Annotated in this window: 19 protein-coding genes; 8 read left to right on the top strand and 11 right to left on the bottom strand. The window is 65.1% G+C overall.

Annotation, left to right across the window (positions count from 1 at the left end):
- Window positions 1–39 precede the first annotated feature (39 nt).
- The 4 genes from AC1DK4_RS32785 to AC1DK4_RS32770 form a co-directional block, all read right to left on the bottom strand.
- Window positions 40–549 (bottom strand): sigma-70 family RNA polymerase sigma factor, encoded by a 510-nt coding sequence (locus AC1DK4_RS32785; protein ID WP_441622962.1) that lies wholly within the window; start codon window positions 547–549, stop codon window positions 40–42.
- Window positions 550–714: 165 nt separating this feature from the next.
- Window positions 715–2,181 carry an amidase gene (locus AC1DK4_RS32780; RefSeq protein ID WP_441622960.1) on the bottom strand — a complete coding sequence of 489 codons (1,467 nt, stop codon included), beginning with the start codon at window positions 2,179–2,181 and terminating at the stop codon, window positions 715–717.
- Between the two features lie 83 nt (window positions 2,182–2,264).
- The gene (locus tag AC1DK4_RS32775) at window positions 2,265–3,614 is read right to left on the bottom strand and encodes an MFS transporter (RefSeq protein WP_441622958.1); all 1,350 of its coding nucleotides are present in this window, start codon (window positions 3,612–3,614) and stop codon (window positions 2,265–2,267) included.
- Window positions 3,615–3,732: 118 nt separating this feature from the next.
- On the bottom strand, window positions 3,733–5,010 hold the full coding sequence (locus AC1DK4_RS32770) for a M20 family metallo-hydrolase (protein ID WP_441622956.1): 1,278 nt from the start codon (window positions 5,008–5,010) through the stop codon (window positions 3,733–3,735).
- A 394-nt stretch (window positions 5,011–5,404) separates the two neighbouring features.
- Between AC1DK4_RS32770 and AC1DK4_RS32765 the strand changes: the two genes are divergently transcribed.
- On the top strand, window positions 5,405–5,992 hold the full coding sequence (locus AC1DK4_RS32765) for a cupin domain-containing protein (protein WP_441622954.1): 588 nt from the start codon (window positions 5,405–5,407) through the stop codon (window positions 5,990–5,992).
- A gap of 72 nt (window positions 5,993–6,064) precedes the next feature.
- On the opposite strand, the gene AC1DK4_RS32760 is transcribed toward AC1DK4_RS32765, so the two are convergent.
- Entirely contained in the window at window positions 6,065–7,051 is a 987-nt protein-coding gene (locus AC1DK4_RS32760; protein WP_441622952.1) for an MBL fold metallo-hydrolase, read from the bottom strand.
- 201 nt (window positions 7,052–7,252) lie between these two features.
- On the opposite strand from AC1DK4_RS32760, the gene AC1DK4_RS32755 reads away from it, so the two are divergent.
- The 4 genes from AC1DK4_RS32755 to AC1DK4_RS32740 all read left to right on the top strand — a co-directional run bounded on the left by AC1DK4_RS32755 (window position 7,253) and on the right by AC1DK4_RS32740 (window position 11,929).
- Window positions 7,253–8,176, top strand: a complete 924-nt coding sequence (locus tag AC1DK4_RS32755; protein ID WP_441622950.1) for a LysR family transcriptional regulator — start codon at window positions 7,253–7,255, stop codon at window positions 8,174–8,176.
- A 171-nt stretch (window positions 8,177–8,347) separates the two neighbouring features.
- Window positions 8,348–9,280: a LysR family transcriptional regulator gene (locus AC1DK4_RS32750; RefSeq protein ID WP_441622948.1), complete on the top strand. Its 933-nt coding sequence runs from the start codon at window positions 8,348–8,350 to the stop codon at window positions 9,278–9,280.
- A gap of 127 nt (window positions 9,281–9,407) precedes the next feature.
- Window positions 9,408–10,439, top strand: a complete 1,032-nt coding sequence (locus AC1DK4_RS32745; RefSeq protein WP_441622946.1) for a succinylglutamate desuccinylase/aspartoacylase family protein — start codon at window positions 9,408–9,410, stop codon at window positions 10,437–10,439.
- A gap of 83 nt (window positions 10,440–10,522) precedes the next feature.
- Window positions 10,523–11,929 (top strand): MFS transporter, encoded by a 1,407-nt coding sequence (locus AC1DK4_RS32740; protein WP_441622944.1) that lies wholly within the window; start codon window positions 10,523–10,525, stop codon window positions 11,927–11,929.
- Window positions 11,930–12,030: 101 nt separating this feature from the next.
- Here AC1DK4_RS32740 and AC1DK4_RS32735 read toward each other — a convergent pair whose 3' ends face one another.
- Window positions 12,031–12,522 (bottom strand): universal stress protein, encoded by a 492-nt coding sequence (locus tag AC1DK4_RS32735; protein ID WP_477132021.1) that lies wholly within the window; start codon window positions 12,520–12,522, stop codon window positions 12,031–12,033.
- Between the two features lie 230 nt (window positions 12,523–12,752).
- On the opposite strand from AC1DK4_RS32735, the gene AC1DK4_RS32730 reads away from it, so the two are divergent.
- The 3 genes from AC1DK4_RS32730 (at window position 12,753) to AC1DK4_RS32720 (ending at window position 15,541) form a co-directional block, all read left to right on the top strand.
- On the top strand, window positions 12,753–13,208 hold the full coding sequence (locus tag AC1DK4_RS32730) for a universal stress protein (protein WP_441622940.1): 456 nt from the start codon (window positions 12,753–12,755) through the stop codon (window positions 13,206–13,208).
- 369 nt (window positions 13,209–13,577) lie between these two features.
- Complete coding sequence (locus tag AC1DK4_RS32725; protein ID WP_441622938.1) at window positions 13,578–13,883, top strand: DUF485 domain-containing protein; 306 nt, start codon at window positions 13,578–13,580, stop codon at window positions 13,881–13,883.
- Complete coding sequence (locus AC1DK4_RS32720; RefSeq protein ID WP_441622936.1) at window positions 13,880–15,541, top strand: cation acetate symporter; 1,662 nt, start codon at window positions 13,880–13,882, stop codon at window positions 15,539–15,541. Before AC1DK4_RS32725 ends, AC1DK4_RS32720 begins: the two co-directional genes overlap by 4 nt.
- Before the next feature lie 221 nt (window positions 15,542–15,762).
- Here the strand turns inward: AC1DK4_RS32720 and AC1DK4_RS32715 are convergent, their stop codons facing one another.
- From AC1DK4_RS32715 to AC1DK4_RS32695, 5 genes are all read right to left on the bottom strand, one after another.
- Window positions 15,763–16,956: an acyl-CoA dehydrogenase family protein gene (locus AC1DK4_RS32715; protein ID WP_441622934.1), complete on the bottom strand. Its 1,194-nt coding sequence runs from the start codon at window positions 16,954–16,956 to the stop codon at window positions 15,763–15,765.
- Between the two features lie 86 nt (window positions 16,957–17,042).
- Window positions 17,043–18,023 carry a tripartite tricarboxylate transporter substrate binding protein gene (locus tag AC1DK4_RS32710; RefSeq protein WP_441650190.1) on the bottom strand — a complete coding sequence of 327 codons (981 nt, stop codon included), beginning with the start codon at window positions 18,021–18,023 and terminating at the stop codon, window positions 17,043–17,045.
- A 4-nt stretch (window positions 18,024–18,027) separates the two neighbouring features.
- On the bottom strand, window positions 18,028–19,368 hold the full coding sequence (locus AC1DK4_RS32705) for an MFS transporter (protein WP_441622930.1): 1,341 nt from the start codon (window positions 19,366–19,368) through the stop codon (window positions 18,028–18,030).
- Window positions 19,369–19,475: 107 nt separating this feature from the next.
- Window positions 19,476–20,456: a tripartite tricarboxylate transporter substrate binding protein gene (locus AC1DK4_RS32700; protein WP_441622928.1), complete on the bottom strand. Its 981-nt coding sequence runs from the start codon at window positions 20,454–20,456 to the stop codon at window positions 19,476–19,478.
- Window positions 20,457–20,510: 54 nt separating this feature from the next.
- On the bottom strand, window positions 20,511–24,086 hold the full coding sequence (locus AC1DK4_RS32695; RefSeq protein WP_441622926.1) for an indolepyruvate ferredoxin oxidoreductase family protein: 3,576 nt from the start codon (window positions 24,084–24,086) through the stop codon (window positions 20,511–20,513).
- Window positions 24,087–24,165 lie beyond the last annotated feature (79 nt).

Below are 24,165 nucleotides of genomic sequence, written 5' to 3'. Positions count from 1 at the left end.
TCGGGCGCGGGCGGCGTGGGTCCGCAGGGACTGGCGGGATCAGTCACCGAAGCGCACAGCGTAGCAATGGCGCAGGGCCGCGGCGACATGGCGTTCGGCCGTCGCCAGCGACACCCCGAGGCGCTCCGCGATCTGCCGGCAGGTCAGCCCTTCCAGCTGGGCCCACAGGAAGGCGGTGCGCACCTGCGGCTTGAGCGCATCGAGTATGCGGTCGATGGCGATCAGGGCCTCCAGGAAGAGCAGCCGGCTCTCTGGCGACGGCGCGTGGGCCGGCGGCAACTGCGCCAGCGTCTCCAGCCAGGCCAGCTCCAGCTCCCGGCGCCGCCAGTGCTCGATGACCAGGCCGCGCGCGATCGTGCTCAGGTAGGTGCGGGGCTCCCGGATATCCGCGGCCTGCCGGTGGAGCAGGCGGAGAAACACGTCCTGCGCCAGGTCTGCCGCATCGCAGGCATTGCCCAGCTTGCGGCGCAACCAGCCCTGGAGCCATCGGTTGTGCTCGCTATAGAGGGAGTGAACGTGACGCTGGAGAGCGGATTCGGCGGCAGCCATGCTGCATTCCTGATGATGATCAGTCTGGCACGGCCAAACCTCACAGATCGCAAATGAGAATGGTTCGCATTGTATTACAGACGGGCTCTCCAGTACAACTGCCGGCAGGCCCGGTCATTGCCACGCTGGCGCACAGCCCTGCGCCGCCCGCCTTCGCATAATGAGTCAGTCAGCGTCAGCCAACGGGGATCCGGCCCACACGGGCGGCCGGCGGCCTTGCCAGGGCATGGCCGCTTCCAGTTGGGCCGCCAGGCGGAAAAGGATGTCCTCTCGTCCAAACCCCGCAACGAACTGGGAGCCAATTGGCAATCCTGTTGCGCTATCGAACGACAACGGAACCGACATGGCGGGCAACCCCGCAACGTTCGGCAACGGGGTGAATGGTGATTGCTGGAGCACGTGCGCGATCCAGCCGTAGCCATCAAGCATTCCCTCGTCCTTGTTGTACTCACCTATCCGAGGCGCGAGATCTGGCAGCGTCGGCGTCAGGAGAAGGTCGTAGCCCAGGAAGAATTTGCCCGTCGCCCGCGTAACGGCATTCCGGACCTGCAGCGCCTCCAGCAGGTCCGTACCGCTGACGCGACGCCCATACTCGTAGACCGCGAATGTCGCCGGTTCGAGAATGCCCGGGGTCACGGGCCTGCCGGTTGCCGCCGAGATGGCGTTGAGCCTCATGGCCGCGTTCGCGGTCCAGATCTGCGCGTTGGCGTGAACGAAACTGTCCCAGCTTACGCCCAGGTCCGGCGTGACTTCCTCCACTTCATGGCCCAGCGATGCAAGAGACCGGGCAACGGCGCGGATGGCATCCGCCACGACAGTGGTGGTCCGCCCGGAATTCTGTGGGTTGAGCAGGAAGCCGATCCTGAGCTTCCCCGGACTGCGCTGGAGTTCCGACAGATAACTGTCGGCCGGTGGCGCAATCTGATACGGCTCGCCGATGCCGGCACCGGTCACGGCATCGAGCAAGGCGGCGCTGTCACGCACCGACCGGCTCACGCCAAAGTGCACGCCAAGTCCGTTCCATACCTCGTCTACGGCGGGGCCGTTGGATACGCGTCCCCTTGTCGGCTTCAGGCCGAACAGGCCATTCAATGCCGCGGGCACGCGAATCGAGCCACCGGCGTCAGTGGCATGGGCAAGCGGAACGATTCCGGCTGCGACGGCCGCGCCGGCGCCCCCGCTCGAGCCGCCGGCACCGCGATCGAGATTCCACGGATTCCTGGTCGGCCCGCACACGCGTGCCTCTGTGGTCGTGCTCACCGCCAGCTCGGGCATCGTCGTCCTGCCGAGCGTGACGAGGCCGGCCTTTCGGAATCTGACCATCAGATTCGAGTCTTCCCGTGCAATCAGCCCTTGCGCTATCCGGCTACCCAGTTCGCTTCTGCGGCCCTTCATCGCCACGCCCAGGTCCTTGATGAGGAAGGGCACGCCGGAAAGCAGGCTTCCTGGTTCCGCGGACGCGGTTGAGTCCGCCTCCGCGGGCCAATGCTCGACCACGGCATTGATCTTCGGGTTGATAGCCTCGAGCGCATTCAGCGCAGCGGCCGCGACTTCCGCGGGGCTGACCTGTCCGCTCGATATGAGATCGTGCAAACCTACGCCATCAAGCGACGCATATTCGTCCAGTTTCATAGCGATGCCAATAAAGAACCAACAATAAGAGCGGAATGCCCCAGCAGCCGCGCAACGAAACGGCTACCTGAGCGCGGGCGTGATCAATCCATGCCTCGCGTTCCCGCGGGAACCGGTGCATGCCCATCCGATGCGAATTCAACGACGTCTTCCGGATGCAAGCGCAGAAGGAGGACGATGACTCCCGAGATGAAAAGCATCGCGGCCACGATCAAGAAGCCAAGATGCATGCTTCCCGTCAGACTCTTCGACCATCCGATGATGCTTGGCCCGAAGAACCCACCGGAAAGACCGATCGTATTGATCAGTGCAATCGCCCCCGCTCTCGCATCGCCTTTGATGTACTCCGGCGGTACGGCCCAGAAGACGATATTTGCCATCCACATCATCCCCGTGGCGAGTGTGAGACAAACGATGGTGAGCAGAAGGCTACCGTCGGCAAATATCCAGGCGACAAAGGCGAGGACGCCGACGAACACAGGCAGCGCAATGTGGAAACGTCTGTCGCGATGCTTGTCGGAACTGCGGCCACCATAAAAAATGGCCAATGCAGCAGCAACGTAGGGGATGGCTGAATACCAGCCCAGCTGCTGTGTGCTGGCGACGCCTTCGAGCTTGAGGATCGTCGGAAGCCAGAAGCTGAGAGCGTAGATTGGCGCGATGATGCAGAGGTAGGCCACGGCAAGAATATAGACCTTCGGGTCCCTCAGGACAGCACGGAAAGAACCATGGCGTCCGGCATCCCTGCCCAGTTCCCCTTGAAGCAGGCGCTTTTCCTGCGGGCTCAGCCATTTCGCGGTAGCCGGGCCATCCGACAGGGCGAAGTAGGCGATCACGCCGAGGACGACACACGGGGCGCCTTCCAGCAAGAACATCCATTGCCAGCCGGATAGATTGCCGGCCCCTGCAAACGCCGTCATGATCCAGGCGGAAAGAGGACCGCCCACGATTCCGCTGACCGGTCCCGCGAGCCAGACAATGGAGATGGCGCCGGCAGTGCGCGACGGACCATACCAGCGGGACAGATAAAACAGCACGCCAGGAGCAAAGCCGGCCTCGAAAACGCCGAGCAAGAAGCGCACCGCATAAAAGGCCGGAATACTGTTCACGAACAGCATGCAGATTGACGCGATCCCCCACAGCACCATGATCCGGCTGAAGGTGACCCGCGCCCCCACCTTCGGAAGCAGCAGGTTACTCGGGATCTCGAACAGGACGTAACCCACGAAAAAGATGCCGGCGCCGACCCCATAGGCCGCATCGGATAGTGCCAGGTCACTCTGCATCTGCAGCTTCGCGAAACCGACATTGACTCTATCGAGGTACGCGAACATGAAGCCGACAAACAGTAGCGGCAGCAGGTGTAGATCCACCTTTCGATAGACGGAAGATACTGCTGCGTCGCCGCCTGACGTTTGATTTATTGCGGACAATTTTGTCTCCGGTCGTTGATCTTGGTCGAGCCTGGGCCATGGCGATCGCACGGCGAGCGATGTGGAAGATCCAATCCATCGGGCTCGCCGTGTGAGCGACAAGTGGCGGGCTATCCGGTCACAGCCTGGCTGACATGACAGCCAGCATTGCGTCGCAAAGAATCTGTGCGCCCGCGGCCAGATCCTTGTCGCGGGCATGCTCTGCCTCGTTATGGCTGATGCCCTTCTCGCAAGGCACGAAGATCATGGCCGTAGGCGTGTGGTCTGCCATGTACTTGGCGTCGTGAGTGGCGCCAGAGACGATGCTCATGTGCGTCAGGTTCCGAGCCTTCGCCGAGTCCTCGACAACCGCCACGACACGGTCGTCGAACTTCACGGGAGTCGAGCGCAGCAATACCTTGGCGGAGACGGGGCAATGCTCGACTTCGCTCGAACACATCTGGAGGATCTTCTCGCCCGTTTGCAGGAGATGATCCGGATCCGGGTGCCGGAGATCGATGTTGAAGGTAACCTTTCCGGGAACCGTGTTGGGCGAGCCGGGTGCCACTTCAAGCCGTCCGACGGTGAAGCGCAGTATGTCGAGCGGATCCGCAATTTCACTCCGAATCCGTGCCATCAGCACCGTCGCCGCAAGCAGCGCATCTTTCCGGTGTCGCAATGGCGTGGTGCCGGCGTGGGCCTCCATCCCGCGAACTTCGATCTCATAGGAATGAAGACCCTGAATGCCGCTGACGATGCCGATGTCGCAATCCGCATCTTCGAGGACGGGGCCCTGCTCGATGTGAGCCTCGATATACGCAAACCCTTTGCCGCCCAGAGGCCTGCTTTGCAAGTGCGGAAGCGCCTCGATCTGCGTCGCCAGCGCATCGCCAACGCTGATGCCTTTCGCATCGCGTATTGCCAGTGCCCTGTCGAGCGGCAAGGCGCCTGACGCCACCGCCGACCCCATCGTCGGCGGGGGAAATCTCGAACCCTCTTCATTCATCCAGACGACGAGCTCCATCGGGCGCTCTGTCACCACGCCATGATCGTCAAGCGTTTCAAGGACTTCAAACCCGGCCAGCACCCCGAATACGCCATCGAACTTGCCGCCCGTGGGCTGGGAATCGAGATGCGATCCCGTCATGACAGGACTGAGTTCCGGCCGCGCGCCCGGGCGGCGGATAAAAAGATTGCCGATCGGATCGATGGCCGTGATGTAACCCCTCCCCGAAGCCCAGTCCAGAAGGAGTTGCCGCCCCCTGGTGTCCTCTGCCGTCAGTGCCTGACGGTTAACGCCGCCATTGCCGGTGGCGCCGATTTCGGCCATCGCGCGGTGGCGGTCCGAGAGCCTGGCACCGTTGATAAGCGGTGCGGCTGTCACCGTGGATACAGATGTGGGATTGTCGACTTGCATTGTTTCCGGGGGGCGTCGTTTATCGTGGCACCCAGTTTGCCCAGCCAACCCCATAAAGTCAAGTCACTTGACTAGCAGGAATGTTAGTGTCATTTATACGAACAAAAAGCGGCATCCAAGCCACAATCAGGCTGCGGATCGCGAAAACCACCCCTTGAATTTGGCTCCGATGCCGACGCGGCGGAGGTGACGTCGACATCTCGCCGATTTATCGACCCCATGCCTGCACTCGTTACATTGCTACACGCCAAATCGAAAATGCGTTACTATTTCGAAATGCCGGAATACTATTAATCCGTGCCGTAGAATTATCGAAGATTCACGCCGGATCGAGAAACTTCACCGAAGACGGAACGATAAATCCGGTCCAGTACTGATCGCGCCATCGCATATTATGGAAAACAACGAAATTAATCAGGAAATCGTCATCGGCGGAAGGCTCAAGCACGCGAGACTCAATCGCAAGCTGAGCTTGCGTCAACTGGCGGAGAAAGTCGGCTGCACTGAGAGCTTCCTGTCGAAAGTCGAGAACTGCAAGGTCCGCCCTTCCCTCCCGATGCTTCACAAGATTGCCGTGACGCTGGGAATCAGTGTCGCCAAGCTGTTTATTGAAGAAGACAACACCACTGGATCGGTGACGGTCATGCGGGAGGGTCAGCGACAAATACTGCGGACGGAACATCGACGGGCTGGCGATGGCGTGTCGCTGGAAACGCTGCTCCCCAACCATCTGTGCGCCCTGCTGGAATCCAATATCCATCACATCCCCGCGGGAACCTCGTCCCAGGGCTTTCTCGAGCATCAGGGCGAAGAAATGGGCTATGTACTGCAAGGAGAACTGGAACTCACCGTGGCCGATCAGACTATCCGCGTGAGCAAAGGCGACTCCTTCTTTTTCTTTTCGCACCTCCCGCATGGCTACCGGAACATTGGCAGCACGGAAGCCCAGGTGTTGTGGGTCAACACGCCCCAGAGCTTCTGACGCAGTCACCAGAGCGACTATCCCGCAGGCCTCGACGACATCCTGCCAGCCCTTGCGCGGATCATTCCTGCGTTACTCCTTGCGTTTCAGGCCATCGGGAGCGGGCACCCAGCGAAAACCGGCCTGCCCGGCCTGTACATGACCCAGCCCGGGGAATGCCATATGGGCGCCTCCCACCAGATAGCCTTGCCGGGCCGCGTCGGCAAGGATGCGCTGCCGCGTGGCCGCCGCGGCGGCAGGAGCGACGTCGTACTCGATGGTGATGCCCGGATCGCCGAACTGCGCCTCGCTGGCGTGGATGACGTCTCCCCAGAGCAGCAGCCGCTGACCCCGGCTCTCGATGAAGTAGCCGTTCATGCCCGGCGTGTGGCCGTATAGCGGTACCGAGCGCACGCCGGGGAACAGTTCGGTGGCACCGTCGAAGGTGCGCAGCTTGCCCGCCACCACATACGGGTCGACAGTCTGGTGCGACTGCCGGAAGGTGGTGCGGGCCGCCGCCGGCGCCCTGGCCTCGGCTTCGGGGCTGAGCCACAAGGCCGGATCGCGCTGGTCCACGTGCACCACTGCATGCGGGAACACCCGCTGCCCGCCGATACTGAGGCCGCCGGAGTGGTCGCCGTGGATATGCGTCAGCAGGATGTCGTCGATATCGCCGGGCTGGTAGCCGGCAGCACGGAGGTTCTCGACGAGGTGGCCGGTCAGCGGCCCGAACAGCTCGCCCGCGCCGGTATCGACGAGAATGCGACGCTCGCCGGTGTCGACCAGGAAGCAGTTGACGGAGATCTCCACCGGCAATGCCTGGTGGGCGGCCGCGAACGCCTCGCGCACGGCTTGCGGCTTGCTCATGATCTTCGACACGTCGCGCGGCGCGGTGCCATCCGACAGCACCGTGACGCGAAACGCCCCCAGCGCAAAGCGGTAGAAACCGGGGGCCTGGTGCGCCGCCCATCCAGGGCTGGACGATGTGTCCGGCGAATCTGTCGCACCGGCGTTTGCCGGACTGGCGGCAAGGACGGTCATGGATGCGGTGGCAAGAAGCAGGAAGCGGGGGAAATTCATGATCGGTATCGGTCCGGGTTGCGCACTGGCCCCTTATCAGGTGCCGTACTGGTGCTGAATCAGCGATAAACGGAACAATAGCGATCGCGCTCTGCCGCGATAAGCTGTCTTTCTTGGGAATAATTGTGCCACCATTGGCATAATCGGCATAATTGGCGGCATCGATCATTGACCTGGCGCCGTGCGCGAACCGAGACGTCCATGCCTCCCGACATGAATGACACGCTGGTCTTCCTCAAGGTCGTGGAAGCGGGGAGTTTCACCGCCGCCGCAGCCGAGTTGCTCCTGCCCAAGACCACGGTCAGCCGCAAGCTGCGCGAACTCGAGCAGCGGCTTGGGGTGCAACTCTTGCACCGGACCACACGCCGCCTCGGCCTGACGGAGGCCGGCACGCTCTACTACGAATCCTGCCGCGCCATTCCCGGCATGCTGGCAAACGCCGATGCAGCGGTAGGCCAGTTGCAGGGCACGCCGCGCGGCACGTTGCGCATCACGGCATCCTACTCGCTGGCGATCACCCTGCTCGGCCCGCTGCTGGCAGATTTCCGCGGCGAAAACCCGAACGTGAACATCGAGCTGGTGCTCAGCCACCGCACGCTCGATCTCGTCGGCGAGGAAATCGACCTGGCACTGCGCATGGGCGACCTGCCGGATTCATCGATGGCCGCACGGCGACTCGCCACCTTCCCGAACCGCATCTACGCCAGCCCCGCCTATCTCGCGCAGCATGGCGAACCCACCCATCCGGACGCACTGTGCGAGCACATGGCGCTATCCACGCGCGTGGCCAGGCGCGCCAGCGGCCATGCCTGGCCAATGCGCCGCGAGGACGCTGCCGAAGGGCTCACCGACTACCCAATCCGCCCCGTGATCGAGGCCGACGATCCGGAGACACTCAAGGCGCCACTGTTCGACGGCGCGGGCCTGATGATGGCAACAGACCTGATCATGGCGCGGCATGTCGGGCAAGGCCTGGTGGTGCCGGTACTGCCTGGCTGGCTCGGGCGTTGCCCGGACCTGCACGCCGTGTTTCCGCGCGGGCACGTACAGCCGCCAAAGTTGCGCGCGTTCATCGACTTCCTCGTGCTGCGGCTCGCACCGGGTGCCGCAGGCGCACGGCGCTGAACGCATCGGCAACTCGCCTGGCGAGGATCGCGCAATTGTCGTGCGGGCGCCGATCCCTGCAAGGCATGGCAACGCGAACACCAGGGCTTCCGGCTTTTCGCGCGCGATACTTTGTGGCATGTTTGCCGGGGATTGCCGGTCGACAGGCCGGCTCGAACTACGGGTGAGATTGTGGAACTACGACATTTGCGCTATTTCATCGCGGTGGCCGAGCATGAGAGCATTCGCGAGGCGGCGGAGCGCATCCACGTCACGCAGCCCGCCATCTCCCGCCAGATCCATGACCTGGAGGAAGAACTTGGCTTCGCATTGTTCGCGCGCACGCCGCGCGGACTCAGGCTGACTTCGGCCGGCCAGGCGTACTTGCGCGATGCCCGCACGGCGCTCAACCAGCTCGACGTCGCGGCGCGCGGTGCCCAGCGGATATCGGCCGGCATGCAGGGCCGCCTGCGGCTTGGCTTTGTCGAGAACAGTGGCTGGGACGGCATCGTGCCGCATATCTTCCGGCGCTTCCAGGAAGACGTGCCCGACGTCCGCATCGAACTGATCCCGATGAACACGCCACAGCAGCTCGACGAGATCCGCGCGGGCACGCTCGACGGCGGCTTCGTGTACCAGTACGGGCCGCTCCCCGAATCGCTCGGCACGCTGCCGCTGACGACGAACAACGTGCTGCTGGCGGCGCCGCGCGCATGGGCGCTGCCCGCCCCGGAAACGTCCACGACTCACGCATCCCCGCCAGGCGTGGCGCTGCGCCAGATTGCCGACTGGCCATTCGTCACGTTCCCGCGCGCTGTGTATCCGGTCTACTACGACCGGCTGATCGGCGCTTGCCAGGCGTGCGGCGTCACCCTCAACGTCGTCCAGGAGGTCTCGACCGAGGCCGCCATGCTGTCGCTCGTCTGCGCCGGCATCGGCGCAGCCATCGTCAACTCGGCCAACGTCGGCCGTCCGCCAGCGCTCTGCCACTTTGCGTCGTTCACGGATCTTTCCATCCCGATGCCGCTCGTCTTCGCCTGCAAGGCCGATGCGCCCGAGCCGGCGCTTGCGCGCTTCATTCAGACGGTGGAAGCGATGAGGCAGACCGTGGCGGCGCCTGGGTGATGCCCGGAAAGCATCAGCTCCGCCAAAAAACGGCATTTGTCGGCAACCAGCTCGATCAGCAATATTGCATGCAGACGCGGCCGATCCCCACGAACCGGCCGCGCCCGATCCCCCACCGGAGACAGGCATGCCAGGCCGATCGAACGACCAGACCCATTCCAGGAAAACACTGATCTCAACGGAGATCGACTACGAGCGCGAGGGCTTCCAGACCGGTGTGCTGCGCATTCCCTATTCGCATGACCGCTCTGCCTATGGCCACATTCCCGCGCCGATCGCCGTGCTCAAGCAGGGCACGGGACCCACGGTGCTGCTGACCGGCGGCAACCATGGCGACGAATACGAAGGCCCGGTGGCGTTGATGAAGCTGCTGCAGCGCATGCCTTCGATGCAGATCCAGGGCCGGCTGATCGTCATACCGGCGCTGAACTTTCCGGCGTTCATCAACGGCTCGCGCACCTCGCCGATCGACCGCGGCAACCTGAACCGCATGTTTCCCGGCGACCGCAATGGCTCGATCACCGCGATGATCGCGCACTACGCGGACAGCGAGCTCTTCCCGCGGGCAGACGTGGTGCTGGACCTTCACGCCGGCGGCGCTTCGTTCAACCACATGCCCACGGTGCTGGCCGCGCTGCCGTCCGATCCGGCACGCCGTATCGCGTACCTGAAACTGGTCAAGGCCTTCGCCGCGCCGCACACCATGGTCATGGACCTGCTCGGCGAAGACCGAACCTACGGCGCGGCGGCAGAGCGCCACGGCACCTTGTTCCTGTGCGGCGAATTCGGCGGCTATGGCAGCTGCAACGTGGAAGGGCTGGCCATCGTCGAGCAAGGCCTGCGCCGTGTGCTCCATGTCGCCGGGCTGACGCGCGACGACAGCCCGCCGCCGCGCCACGACACGCAATTCATCGCGGTGAACGGGGCCCGGCACTATCTGTTCGCGCCACGCCACGGCGTATTCGAACCCTGCTTCACGTTGGGGCAGCAGGTCGCGGCCGGCGATCTCGCCGGGCGGCTGTTCGATCCGTACGCGCCGTGGGAGCCGCCGCGCGAACTCCACTTCGGCGGCGCCGGCATGGTGGTCTGCGCCCGCACCTTCGCCGGCGTCGAACCCGGCGACTGCATCGCCCTGCTGGCATCCCCCATCACGCTGTAGCCCATTCCGACGGCAACGCGGAGATTGGCGTCCTCTCATTGGGGAGCCGCCAGCCCGCCCCGTGCCCCTTCGAGGAGACCTTCATGCAGTCCGCCCCCAAAACCGCCCCGGCCCTGGAAGCCGGCGCGCCCCGCGCCGAAGAGCCGGGAATCGAGAACGCCGGCACCCCGTTCTCACATGGATACATCGTATTCATGTTCTTTATCTGCTTCGCCTTTTCTTATATCGACCGCCAGGTCGTCAGCATCCTTGTCCAGCCGCTCAAGGCATCGCTACTGCTCAGCGACACCCAGATCGGGCTCTTGCAGGGTGCGACATTCACGCTTTGCTACGCTACCGCGGGGATGTTCGTGGCCCGGCTCGTGGACCGCTCGAACCGGGTACGCCTGAGCGCTGCCTGCGTCGCCATCTGGGCGATTTCCACGGCCATGTGCGGCACGGCAAGCAGCTTTGGCGAACTGCTGGTCTGGCGTGCCGGCACGGCCATTGCCGAAGCCGCCCTCAGCCCCGCCGCCTTGTCGATCTTCAGCGATATGTTCCCGCCGCGAAAGGTCACGCGCGCCAGCAGCGTGTTCATGCTTGGGCCGTACGTCGGCGGGGGCGTGGCCTTGCTCGGCGGCGGCGTGTTGCTGGGCTGGATGGACCAGCCCACGATGGCCGGCTGGCTCACGACGCAAGGCCTGCAGCCCTGGCAGATGATCTTCTTCGTGGTCGGGCTACCCGGCCTGGCGCTTGCTGCGCTGGTGCTGGCGACCATCCGCGAGCCGGCGCGGCGCGGGCTGTCGACCGCCCACGCTCCCGCCGAGGCGGCGCCACCGATCAGCGAGGTCCTGCGCGAGTTGTTCGTGCGCAACCGCTTCTGCCTGCCCTACTTCTTCGGCTACGTCGCCCTCATCCTGCTGTTCTATTCCCACGCCGCCTGGTTCCCGACCCTGCTGATCCGCAGCTTCGGGTTGTCCGCAAGCGAGGTAGGCAAGATGACCGGACCGGTCTACATGATCGGCGGGATGGCGGGCGTCGTCAGCGCAAGCCTCTTCGTGGGCAAGGTGGACGATCGCGATGCGCTGCGCAAGGTGCTGCGCATCGCCTGCGCGGCGGCCACCTTGCTGGTGCCTGTCGCCTGTGCCGCGCCGCTCGCACCGGTGATGTCGCTGTCGCTCGCGCTGTATGGCCTGTGCGCCTATGCCGCCAGCATCGTCATGGCACTGGCGCCGGTGCCGCTGCAGATCACCATTCCCAATCGCATGCGCGGTCGCGCGGTGGCACTGCTGGTGTTCCTGACCAATGCCATCAGTGGCGGGCTTGGACCGTTCGCCGTAGGCTCCATCAACGAGTGGCTGGGCCATCCGAAGTCCGGGCTGGCGATCGCCCTTTCCATTGTCGGCACCACGGCGGCGGCGGTCAGCGCCCTGCTCTATTTCATCGCCGCCAGGCGGGCCGGCCAGGCATCTGCCACAGGCACGAGCCTGGGAACACAGGCAGGGCGTTGATGTCAGCCATGACATCCCCCGGAAAGCCAGGCCGGCTACGAGCAGTCCAGGCGATGCAAGGACGCGGCCATTGACAATGGCTCAGGCCCTCGGCGCGCCACCTACGGCTTCGATCGCACCGGCTCCGCAGTGTCTCTCGCCGGGGACATTGCGGCATGCACTAGCAGCACTGGCCGGCGGCACTGTCGTACCAGCCCCTCGGCTACGCTACCCATGAGCAGGCGCCGCACGCCGCGGCGCCCGTGCGTGCCCGCGACGATCAACTCCGCGCCAATCTGTTCCGCCGCCTGATTGATGGCCGTAGCCACATCGAAGAGCGCCCCCGGCTCGTCGATCATTGCCGTCGTACATTTCACCTGCCGGGCCGCTGCCCTTGCCTTGGCGCCGTCAAGAAGGAGTTGCCCACCTTCGAGCAGGGTGGCACGCAAGTCGGTGAGGTCGACATAGCCTGCCTCGTACCTGAGGTAGCTGTTATCGATCACATGGACCACGGCAAGCTCCGAACGCAAAGCTGCGGCCAAGCCGACCGCTTCCGCCAGGGCCCGCTCGGCGGACTCGCTGCCGTCGACTGCCACCAGGATCTGGCTGTACATCATCGCTCTCCGTGTGAAGACATCGCGGTCATCGGGCAACGGGAGGCGCCCGCAGACGCTGCCCGCCTCCCTCGGATACGTCCAGTCTGTACGCCCCCGCGTGCGTCGTATTGATGTAGATCATGGCTTGTGCTGTTCGCCGGGTTGCGCGCAGGCACCGGCATCTATTCTCGTGACAGAGCGTTTTCCTGCGGACGGCCAGTTCGCAACGACCACGAGGAGAGTTCATCATGTACAGGAAGATCTTGCTTGGAGTTGACGGCAGCCGCTCCTCGGACCTTGCAGTAAGCCAGGCGATCATCCTCGCCAAGGCGACGGGCAGCGAAGTGCGGGCGCTCTTCGTGGTGGACGACAGCGATGTCTTCTACCTTGCCGAGAATTCGTACCCCTCCTGGTTGATGGAGAGCATCCTGGCCATGGGACACAAGTGCCTGGAGACCGTGGCGAATCGCCTGACCGAGGCCGGCGTACCGCATTCGACAAAGATTCTCGAAAAGCCAGTCGCGCAGGGCCGGATCTCGGAATCGATCGTGAGGGAGGCTGATTACTGGGGCGCCGACCTTATCGTGCTGGGAACACATGGACGGCGCGGGATCAAACGCCTTGTGATGGGCAGCGTGTCGCAAGGCGTAGTCTGCGAGAGCAACAAGCCCGTGCTCCTGATCCGAAGCGAACTCGAAGAATAGCGATCTGCGTGGCGCCCCAGGCTTCGCAATGGCGGCGCCGCAGACGCTGCAGACCGCACCTGCGATCGGCATTCGTACCCGTATGCCGATTCCTGCACGCCATGACGTCCGCAACCTGGCAGTGGCGCTTTAGCCCTTCACACGCCCAGACTACGCGCCCAGACTAAGCGTTTACCCCTTGAGCAAATCCACGCCCCTGTAAGAAGCGGGTAAGGGGCAGGCCTTAACTTATCAGCATGGACATCGGCCGACGCTACGGCGCACGCCTCTGCCGGCGCCGCACGCTGGCGCGGACCATCGCGTCCGGCGGCGTCCGGCGGCGTCCGGCGGCGTCCGGCGGCGCAAGCACACAATCTGCAGGAGACATGGATGAATGAAGATCTGGTCACGAGACTGAAGGCAAATCCGCGATATCGCGAGCTTGTCCACAGGCGAACACGGCTTGGATGGTCGTTGACCGCCATCATGCTCGTCATCTACTACGGATACATCCTGCTGATTGCCTTCGACAAGGAACTCCTGGCCACGAAGATAGGAAATGGCGTGATGACGTGGGGCATGCCGATCGGCCTGTTCGTGATCGTCTTTACCGTCGCCATCACGGGATTCTACGTACGCCACGCCAACGGCGTGTACGACGAACTGACAGAGCAGATCAAGCGGGAGGTGGCATGAAAGCACATCACGCACTCCTTGCTTGCGCAACGCTGCTTCTGTCGACGGCCGCGCTTGCGGCGGGTGGAGACCTTGGGCAGGCGGTCCGGCAGCCAACCAACTGGACGGCCATCGGCATGTTCGTCGTGTTTGTCATTGGTACGCTGTTCATTACCAAGTGGGCGGCAACCAAGACGAAATCGGCGGCGGCATTCTATACGGGCGGAGGCGGCATCACCGGCTTCCAGAACGGGCTGGCGATCGCGGGCGACTTCATGTCGGCGGCGTCATTCCTCGGCATCTCGGCTGCCGTCTACACCAATGGCTATGACGGGCTGATCTATTCCATCGGCTTCCTCGTCGGCTGGCCAGTCATCACCTTCCTGATGGCGGAGCGGCTGCGCAACCTTGGTCGCTTCACCTTCGCCGACGTTGCGGCGTACCGCTTCAAACAGGCGCCGATCCGTGCGTTTGCGGCATCGGGCACGCTGGTGGTGGTCGCGTTCTACCTGATCGCGCAGATGGTAGGCGCCGGCCAGCTGATCAAGCTGTTGTTCGGGCTGGAGTACTGGATCGCCGTGGTCATCGTGGGGGCGCTCATGATGGTGTACGTCCTGTTTGGCGGCATGACCGCCACGACGTGGGTACAGATCATCAAGGCCTGCCTGCTGCTTGCCGGCGCTTCGTTCATGGCCGTCATGGTGCTGGCCCAGTTTCACTTCAGCCCCGAAGCGCTGTTTGCCAAGGCCGTGGAAGTCCACGCCAAGAAGGACTCCATCATGAGTCCGGGCAATTTCATCAAGGATCCCATCTCGGCGATCTCGTTCGGCATTGCCCTGATGTTCGGCACGGCCGGCCTGCCGCATATCCTGATGCGATTCTTCACCGTGCCCAATGCCAAGGAGGCGCGCAAGTCGGTGTTCTGGGCCACTACCTGGATCGGCTACTTCTACATCCTGACCTTCATCATCGGCTTCGGCGCGATCGTGCTGGTGGGAACCAATCCGGCCTTCCAGGATACGAGTGGCAAGCTCCTTGGCGGCGTGAACATGGCGGCAGTCCACCTGGCCAGCGCCGTCGGAGGAAGCGTGTTCCTCGGATTCATCTCCGCGGTGGCCTTTGCGACGATCCTGGCCGTCGTTGCCGGTCTCACCCTCGCCGGTGCGTCCGCCGTTTCGCACGATCTCTATGCGACGGTATTCAAGCAGGGCAAGGCAACGAGCGCCGTCGAACTGCGCGTATCGCGTATCACGACCGTGATCCTCGGCCTGGTCGCGGTGTTCCTTGGCATTGTCTTCGAGAAGCAAAACATCGCGTTCATGGTTTCGCTTGCCTTCGCCGTTGCGGCCTCGGCCAACTTTCCCGTGCTGTTCATGTCGGTGCTGTGGAAGGGCTGCACCACCCGTGGCGCGACGATTGGCGGTTTCCTGGGACTGTTGTCGGCGGTGATCCTCACCATCCTGTCCCAGGCCGTCTGGGTCGACGTGCTGCACTACAAGAGCGCGCCATTTCCCTACACGTCCCCGGCGTTGTTCTCGATGACGATCGGCTTCCTCGGCATCTGGCTCTTCTCGGTCACCGACAACTCGGCCAGGGCGCGCATGGACAAGGCTGGTTTCGAAGCCCAGCAGCTTCGCTCCGAGACCGGAATCGGCGCGGTCGAGGCGTCGGGACATTGAACGAAGCCGGCGGCGTATTCAATGCGAGCCGCCACGCAGAGCGGCGGCGGGCGCCTGGCGCCAAGCCGTCCCGGCCGGGGCAGGCTCGCCTCAAGAGCGCGCATCCTGCCCTTGCCTTGGACTTTGGCTATGGTGAAATAACCCTGCAAGGCGCTTCCCACGGTGGGGCTGCCACCTGCGCCCCTTCCCCGGTGTCGCAGGCCCTCCGTTACCGCGCTCGCTTACCCTTGCCGGGCCGCGCCTAGCGTGTCGCGCTTGATCTTCTTCGCCAGCGACCACTTGTGAACTTCGGTCGGGCCGTCGTAGATGCGGAATCCGCGAATCTCACGGAAGATCTGTTCGACGACGGTGTCGCGCGACACGCCCATGCCGCCCAGAATCTGCACGCAGCGATCCGACACGCGGAACAGCGCCTCGGAGACGCCAACCTTGGTCATCGAACTCTCCGCGGTACCGAGGCCACCTCCATCGAGCACCCCGGCGCACCAGTCGATCATCAGTGCGGCCTGTTGCAGATCGATCAGGTTCTCGGCCAGCATGAAGCCCACCCCTTCGTGGTCGATCAGCAGCTTGCCGAACGCCTTGCGCGTGACAGCGTACGCGCGCGCGATCTCGTCGGCCCGAACCGCGGCGCCGAACCAACGCATGCAATGCGAGAGCCGCGCCGGTGACAAGCGGACCTGCGCATAGCGAAAGCCCTCGTTCGCTTCGCCCAGTACATGGGCCTGCGGCACGCGCAGGTCGTCGATCACAACCAGCGCGTGACCGCCCGGCATGGAACTGTCGATGGTATCGATCAGGCGCTCGATGCGGATCGCCGGATGCGGCAGATCGACCAGAAACATCGTGGCCTGGACATGGTCGGCATCCCCGGTGCGCGCCATGATGATGCCCACGCTTGCACCTTCGGCGCCGGTAATGAACTTCTTGCGCCCGCGTATCACCCAGTCGTCGCCGTCCCTGACCGCCGTGGTCTGGAGCATCGACGGATCCGAACCCGCCCCGCCGTCCTCCGCAGGCTCCGTCATGAAGAACGCCGAACGGGCCTCGCCACTGACCAGCCGCGCCAGGAACCGATCCTTCTGCGCTTCCGTGGCCACCTCACCCAGCAGGAACATGTTGCCTTCGTCCGGCGCCATGGTATTCACGGCGACGGGGCCGAGTGGCGACAAGCCGGAGCGCTTGAGCACGGCCGCGGTCTCGCGCTGCGTCAGGTGCGAGCCATCGGCAAGGATATGGGGCGTCATCAGCCCCGCGGCACGCGCTTTGTCGCGCAGTTCGGCGACAAGATCATCCGATGGGCCATGATCGCCGCAGCGCGGATCGCGCTCATAGGGCATCACGACGTCGCGCACGAAGCGCTCGACGCGGTCGGCAATGAGTTGGCTTCTTTCCGTGGGGCATTCGGTGAACATGCTGGATGACCTCCTTGTAGTGTGTCGATTGAGTGACCGTCATCGATGCGATCATAATGCTTCTCGCCCCGGGCGGACTCGCGCAGCTACTCGCGGCGCAGTCCGGCCTGACGGACCACGGCGGGCCATTTCTTCTGCTCGGCCTGTATCAGATCGCCAAACGCCTGCGGCGTACCGCTGGCCGGCGCAAAGCCACGGCTTGCCAGGCGCTGACGGACGCCCGCGTTCCGCATGGCCTTGGTGATTTCATCGTTGAGCCGCGTCACGATGCCGCCGGGCGTACCCGCCGGCGCCACGACACCATACCATTCCATGGAATCGATGCCGGGCACGCCCGCTTCGTCCAGGGTCGGGACATCCGGCAGGGTAGGCAAGCGGTGCTTGCCCACCACGGCGAGCGCCTTGAGCTGGCCCGACTTCAGCAGCGGCTCCACCACCGGAAATCCGGGGAACATCATCGCGACGTGGCCGCCGACCATATCCGCCAGTGCCGGCGGCGCGCCTTTGTACGGGACATGGACGATGTCGACCCCCGTCTGCTTCTTGAACGCTTCGCCGATCAGATGGAGTTGCGTGCCCGGACCCGACGATGCATAAGTGATCTGGCCAGGCTGCGCCCGGGCCTTGCTCACCAGCTCCTGCAGCGAGCCGGCCACGGACGGATTCACAACCAGCACATAGTTCAGGGTCACGAGCAGGCTGACGGGGCTGAAGTCACGGGCCAGGTCGAACGGCAACCTGTCGTCGAGACTCCGGTTGATGATCATCGGCGTGGTGGCGATCAGCAAGGTGTATCCGTCCGGCGCGGCCCTTGCCGCCGCAAGGGCGCCGATATTCCCGGCGGCACCGGGCCTGTTCTCGACGATGACCGGCTGTCCCAGGCCGACGGAGACCTGCTCCGTCACGATGCGGGTGGCAATATCCACGCTGCCTCCCGCGGGCCAGGGCACGATCATGCGTATCGGACGGCTTGGGTACGCACCCGCCGCCAGCACGCTGGCCGCGCTGGCCGCCAGCGCCATCGCGCCGATGGCGCGACCAATGCGTTGCAGTATCATCGAATGCATCGTCTTACCCCAGCCGCTTTCCAAGCGTCTCCGGCACCATGCGCAGACCCAGCAACGACAACAGGCCGCAACCGATCAGGTAAAGCGCCGGAGCGTTCGGGCTGGAGGTCAGGTGGATCAGCAGCGTCGAGAAAAGCTGGGCAAAGCCGCCAAATACGGCGATCGCCAGGTAGTACGTGACCGACATGCCCGTGGCACGCAGGCGTTGCGGCAGCACCTCGCTCACCAGCACCAGCGTGGCGGGCGACGTCATGGCCATGGGGATCGCCAGCAGGCCGACCACCACCAGCAGGCATGGCAGCGACGGGTAGGCGTTGATGGTGACAAATGCCGGGTAGGCCATCACCAACAGGGCCAGGCGCGTCCACCACACCATCCTGCGCCGGCCGAGGCGGTCGGTCATCCATCCCGCGACCGGGCCGAACACCGCCATGACGGCGGCGGCGACGAAGCCTGCCCAGACGGCATCGCCGCGCGGGATGTTGAGCTGGATCGCCGCGTAGTTCGGCAGGTAGTAGGCGATCAGGTGGACGGCGGAGCCCAGGCCGATCATCAACAGGATGCTGGCGACGAGTTCGCGCCAGTGCTGGCGCATCAGTGCCCAGCCACCCACGGCGCGCCCCGCCTTGTTGCGCTCGGCCGGGGGCAGCGTCTCCTCCAGCCTGCGGCGGATGATCTGTCCGATCGGGATGACCAGGACGCCGATCAGGAACGCCACGCGCCAGCCCCACGACTCCAGCGACGCTGGCGACAGCGAATGGCTGAGCGCAAGCGCGACGAGCGCGGCGAAGACGGCGGCGACGCCTTGACTGGCGGTCTGCCAGCTCGTGTAGAAGCCGCGCGACCGTTCGTCCGCGTACTCCATCAGCATCGCCGTGGCGGACCCCATTTCCCCGCCGATCGCGAAGCCCTGCACCAGTCGCGCGATGATCATGAGCGTCGGGGCGATCACGCCGATCTGGGCATAGGGCGGGGTCACGACGAGAATCAGCGCGCTGAGCGCCATCAGCCACATCGACAGCAGCACGGCTGGCTTGCGTCCCCGGCGGTCGGCGTAGGCACCGATGACGAGGCCGCCCAGCGGCCGCATCAGGTAGCCGGCACCAAAGGTGCCGAACGACAGCAGCAGTTGCCCGAGCGGATTGTCGACCGGGAAGTACAGCGGAATGATCAACGTGGCGAAGAAGTTGTAGACCCCCGAGTCATACAGTTCGAGTGCGCCGCCAATCGTGATGGCCGAAATGGCCGAAACCTTCGACATCGGCCTGGATTTCGGCTCGGCGTGCGAACCTCCCGGGGCGGGGGTGTGTGCCGGATTCACCATGGCGGTGGGATCGAGTGGCATGCTTGTCTCCTGGCGCGGCGATATTTGTCGTGCCGTGCCGCTTGTCATGATCTGCTGAAATTGGCGGGACGTCTCGTTCGGCGTCCCCTTGATGCTTGCCGCGCTCGCTATTCAGGCCGGAAACCCGACTGCTTGACCGCCACCGCCCATTTCTTCTGCTCGGCGGCCATGAACGCGCCGAACTGCTCCGGATTGCTGTTCGTGGCCGGCTCGTATCCCTTGCCGCTCAACTGCTCGCGCACGCCTGGCGCGCCCAGTGCCTTGTCGATCGCATTGCCCAGCAGGACGACAATGTCCTTCGGCGTGCCGGCCGGCGCCACCAGGCCATACCATTCGCTGGCCTCGATGCCGGGATACCCCGCCTCCGCCATCGTCGGCACGTCGGGGAAGAGCGCCAGGCGCTGGCTCGTCGCCACGGCCACCCCCTTGAGCTGGCCCGACCTGACGAATGGCATCACGGCGGGCACCCCGTGGAACATCATCTGGATGTGCCCGCCCACCATGTCGGTCAGCGCTTGCGGGCCGCCCTTGTACGGCGCGTGGACGATGTCGATATGCGCCATGCCCTTGAAGACTTCCCCGACGATGTTCTGCTGGGTACCGGGGCCGGGCGAGGCGTAGCTGATCCTGCCGGGCTCGGCCCTGGCCCGCGCCACCAGATCCTTGACGGACTTTGCCGTCGAGGGATTCACCACCAGCATGTAGGGCGAGCTCGCCATCAGGCCAAGCGGCACGAAGTCCTTGCCGGTGTCGAACGGCAGGTTCCTGTACAGGCTCGCGTTGATCATCATCGGCGCGCTGGCGACGAGCAAGGTATAGCCATCCGGTGCCGCCTTCGCGCCCATCCCTGCCCCGATATTGCCGGTGGCGCCGGGCCGGTTGTCGACGATGACCTGCTGGCCCAGGCTTGCCGACATCTTCTCGGCGACGGTACGGGTGACCGTGTCGACCCCGCCGCCGGCCGGCCACGGCACGATGATGCGGATGGGCCGGTTCGGATACCCGGACTGCGCCCACGCGCCGGCGGCGCAGAGGGCGAGCGAAACGGCAGTGAGGGCGGTTGCGGCGTGACGCAGCACGAACTTCATGTCTGTCTCCTCGGTTCTCTTGTGATGGATGTGAGGTTGCTGCTTGTTTCCGGCCTAGGCGGCGACCGTCGACTGGCTCGGCGCGTCTGCACGCCGGCCGCCGCTGCGCCACTGCGCCATGAGCCGCGCCCACTTGCCGCGCGTGGCGGCGAGGTTGCGGCCCTTGACGTGGCCATAGCCGCGGATCTCCTGGGGCAGCCGCGCGATCTCCAGCGCGAGGTCCAGGTTCTGCTTGTTCAGCGAATCCAGGATCGTCTCGATGCACTCCCGGTATTCACCGATGAGGGCGCGCTCATCCCGGCGTTCGGCGGTGTAGCCAAAGGGGTCGAACGCGGTGCCGCGAAGACCCTTGAGTTTCGCCAGCACGTGGAATGCACTCCGCATCCAGGGACCATACGCAGTCTTGACCGGCTCGCCGTCGGCATTCTTCCTGGCGAACAGCGGCGGCGCGAGGTGGTGCACGATCCGCACCTTGCCTTCGAACATGCCTTCGATCTGCTGGCGGAACGATGCGTCCGTGTGCAGGCGCGCCACCTCGTATTCGTCCTTATAGGCCATCAGCTTGAACAGCGAGCGCGCCACGGCCTCCGCAAGGCGATTGCCGCCGGCATGCCCTTCCACCGCCTGGACGCTGGCGATGAAGGTCTCGTACTGCGCGGCGTAGGCGGCATTCTGGTAAGCCGTCAGGAACGCCGCGTGCTTGCGGATCAGTTCGGCCAGCGACGGCTTGCGGGTGAACTGGATCACCTGCGTGTCCGGCATGCGCAGCGGCACTTTGCTCATGTCATGCGCGCACTGGCGGCCCCACTCGAACGCAGCCTTGTTGCTCTGCACCTGCACGCCGTTCAGCTCGATGGCGCGCATCAGGGCCTCGTGCGACAGCGGCACCCTGCCCTTCTGCCATGCGTAGCCGAGCAGCAGCAGGTTGGCGTAGATCGACTGGCCAAGCAATTGCGTGGCGACCAGTTCGGCGTCGAGCGTGGCGAAGCTGTCCGCGCGCACCACTTGCGTGATTCGCGCGGCCGCCTCCTCGCCCGGCGGCGCCCAGTCCGGGTTCTGCACGAAGGCCGCCGTCGGCGTGACGTGGCTGTTCAGCACGACGAAGGTGCGCTCGGATGACATCGTCGCCAGCGTTGCCTTGCTCGTGCCGACCACCGCGTCGCAGGCGATCACGAGATCGGCCATGGCCACGTCGACCCGGCTGGCGTGCAGCGCGTCGGGCGACGCGGCGATCTGGATATGGCTCCACGTGGCGCCGCCCATCTGTGCCATGCCGGTGGCGTCCTGCGTGATCACGCCCTTGCCCTCCAGGTGCGCGGCCATGCCGAGCACGCCGCCGATGGTGACGATGCCCGTGCCGCCGATACCGGCGACCAGGATGCGTCGCGGGCGGCTGACGTCCGGCAGCGCCGGATACGGCAGCGCGCCGCCCTGCGCGGGCTGGGCCTTGCCAGCGGCGGCGGGCTTGCGCAGCTTGCCGCCCTCCACTGTGACGAAACTGGGGCAGAAGCCCTTCACGCAGGAGAAGTCCTTGTTGCAGGTGTCCTGGTTGACCTTGCGCTTGCGGCCGAACTCCGTCTCCACCGGCTGCACCGCCAGGCAGTTGCTCTGCACCGAGCAGTCGCCGCAACCCTCGCACACCAGTTCGTTGATCACCACGCGCTTGTCGGGGTCGGGCATGGTGCCGCGCTTGCGCTCGCGGCGCTTCTTCGTGGCGCAAGCCTGGTCGTAGATGATCACGGTGACGCCGGCCATCTCGCGCAACTCGCGCTGCACGGTGTCGAGTTCGTCGCGGTGGCGGATGGTCACGCCGGGGGCCAGGTTGGCGACTCCCGCATACTTGCCGGGCTCGTCGGTCACCACGACGATCTGGCGGGCGCCCTCCGACGCGAGTTCGCGCGTCATGGCCGGCACGTCGAGCTGGCCGCCGTCCACGGGCTGGCCACCGGTCATGGCAACGGCGCTGTTGAAGAGGATCTTGTAGGTCAGGTTGACGCCGGCATTGATCGACTGGCGCACCGCGAGCAGGCCCGAGTGGTTGTACGTGCCGTCGCCCAGGTTGGCGAACATATGCTTGCGCGTGGTGAAGGCCGACTGGCCCATCCAGGGCACGCCTTCCCCGCCCATCTGGGTCCACGAGGTGGTCGAGCGGTCCATCCACGTCACCATGCCGTGGCAGCCGATGCCGGCCATGGCGATGGAGCCTTCCGGCACCTTGGTGCTGGTGTTGTGCGGGCAGCCCGGGCAGAACCACGGCAGGCGGTCGCTGGGACGGCTGTCGCCCTGTGCGGTGGCGCGCTCCCTGGCCTCGATCTCCCGCAGGCGCAGGTCCATGCGGGCCTGCACGTCGGCCGGCACCCCGAGATGGGCGAGCCGCTGGGCGATGGCCTTCGCCACCAGCGCCGGCGACAGGTCGGCCTTGGCGCGCAGCAGCCAGTCGTCGCCCGGCTTGCGGTGGCTCCACTCGCCGCCCGCTCCTTCGCTGTGGCCGTATTTGCCAAAGACGGCGGGGCGGCGGTCCGGGCTCTGGTGATACAGCTCGTCCTTGAGTTGCTGCTCGATGATCGGGCGCTTCTCCTCGACCACGAGGATCTCGCGCAGGCCGTGCGCGAAGTCGCGCACGCTGCCCGGCTCCAGCGGCCACACCACGCTGACCTTGTGCACGCGAATGCCCAGCTCGCGGCAGGTGCCGTCATCCAGGCCAAGGTCCAGCAGTGCCTGCCGGGTATCGCTGTAGGCCTTGCCGCTGGCGATGATGCCCAGGCGCCCATGCGGCCCCTCGATGACGTTGCGGTTCAGACGGTTGGCGCGGATGTAGGCGAGCGCGGCCGGCCACTTGTACTCCATCATGCGGGCTTCGGCGCCGAGCGGATCGTCGGGCCAGCGGATGTGCAGCCCGCCCTGCGGCGCGATGAAGTCCTCGGGCAGCACGATGCTCACGCGGTCCGTGTCGGTCACTACCGAGGCGCCCGACTCCACCACCTCCTGCACCGTCTTCATGCCGGCCCACAGGCCGCTGAAACGGCTCATGGCGAAGGCGTGCACGCCGAGGTCGAGGATGTCCTGCACATTGGACGGGAAGAACACCGGCAGGCCGCACGCCATGAAGGTGTGGTCGCTCTGGTGCGCCAGCGTGCTGCTCTTGGAAACGTGGTCGTCGCCGGCCAGCGCGATCACGCCGCCCAGCGGCGCCGTGCCGGCGAGGTTGGCGTGCTTGAGCGCGTCGCCGCTGCGGTCCACCCCGGGGCCCTTGCCGTACCAGATGCCGAAGACGCCGTCGTACTTCTTGCTGGCCGCGTCGAACTCCAGCTGCTGCGAGCCCCATACCGCCGTCACGCCGAGCTCCTCGTTGACGCCCGGCTTGAAGACGACGTGGTTCTCGGCGAGGTGCTTCTTCGCCTGCCACAGCGCCTGGTCGTAGCTGCCGAGGGGCGAGCCGCGATAGCCGGAGATGAAGGCGGCGGTGTTGTGGCCCGCCATGGCGTCGCGCCGGCGCTGGAGCAGCGGCAGGCGCACCAGCGCCTGCACGCCGGTCATGAAGGCGCGACCCGACGCCAGGGCGTACTTGTCGTCGATGGTGACGGCTGCCATGGCCGTCCGTGCGGCTTCGGGGGGGATGGGGGCGTTCATAGTCGGATTCAGCCTGCTCAGGTTGGTCGGGTTCGTGTATGGGCGGCCGGCGTCCTCCGGCTGCTCCGGGTATCGACTG

It is taken from the genome of Cupriavidus sp. 05N38, assembly GCF_056397345.1.
Note: the sequence above shows the minus strand (reverse complement) of the source record. Positions and strands in the feature narration are given on the sequence as shown.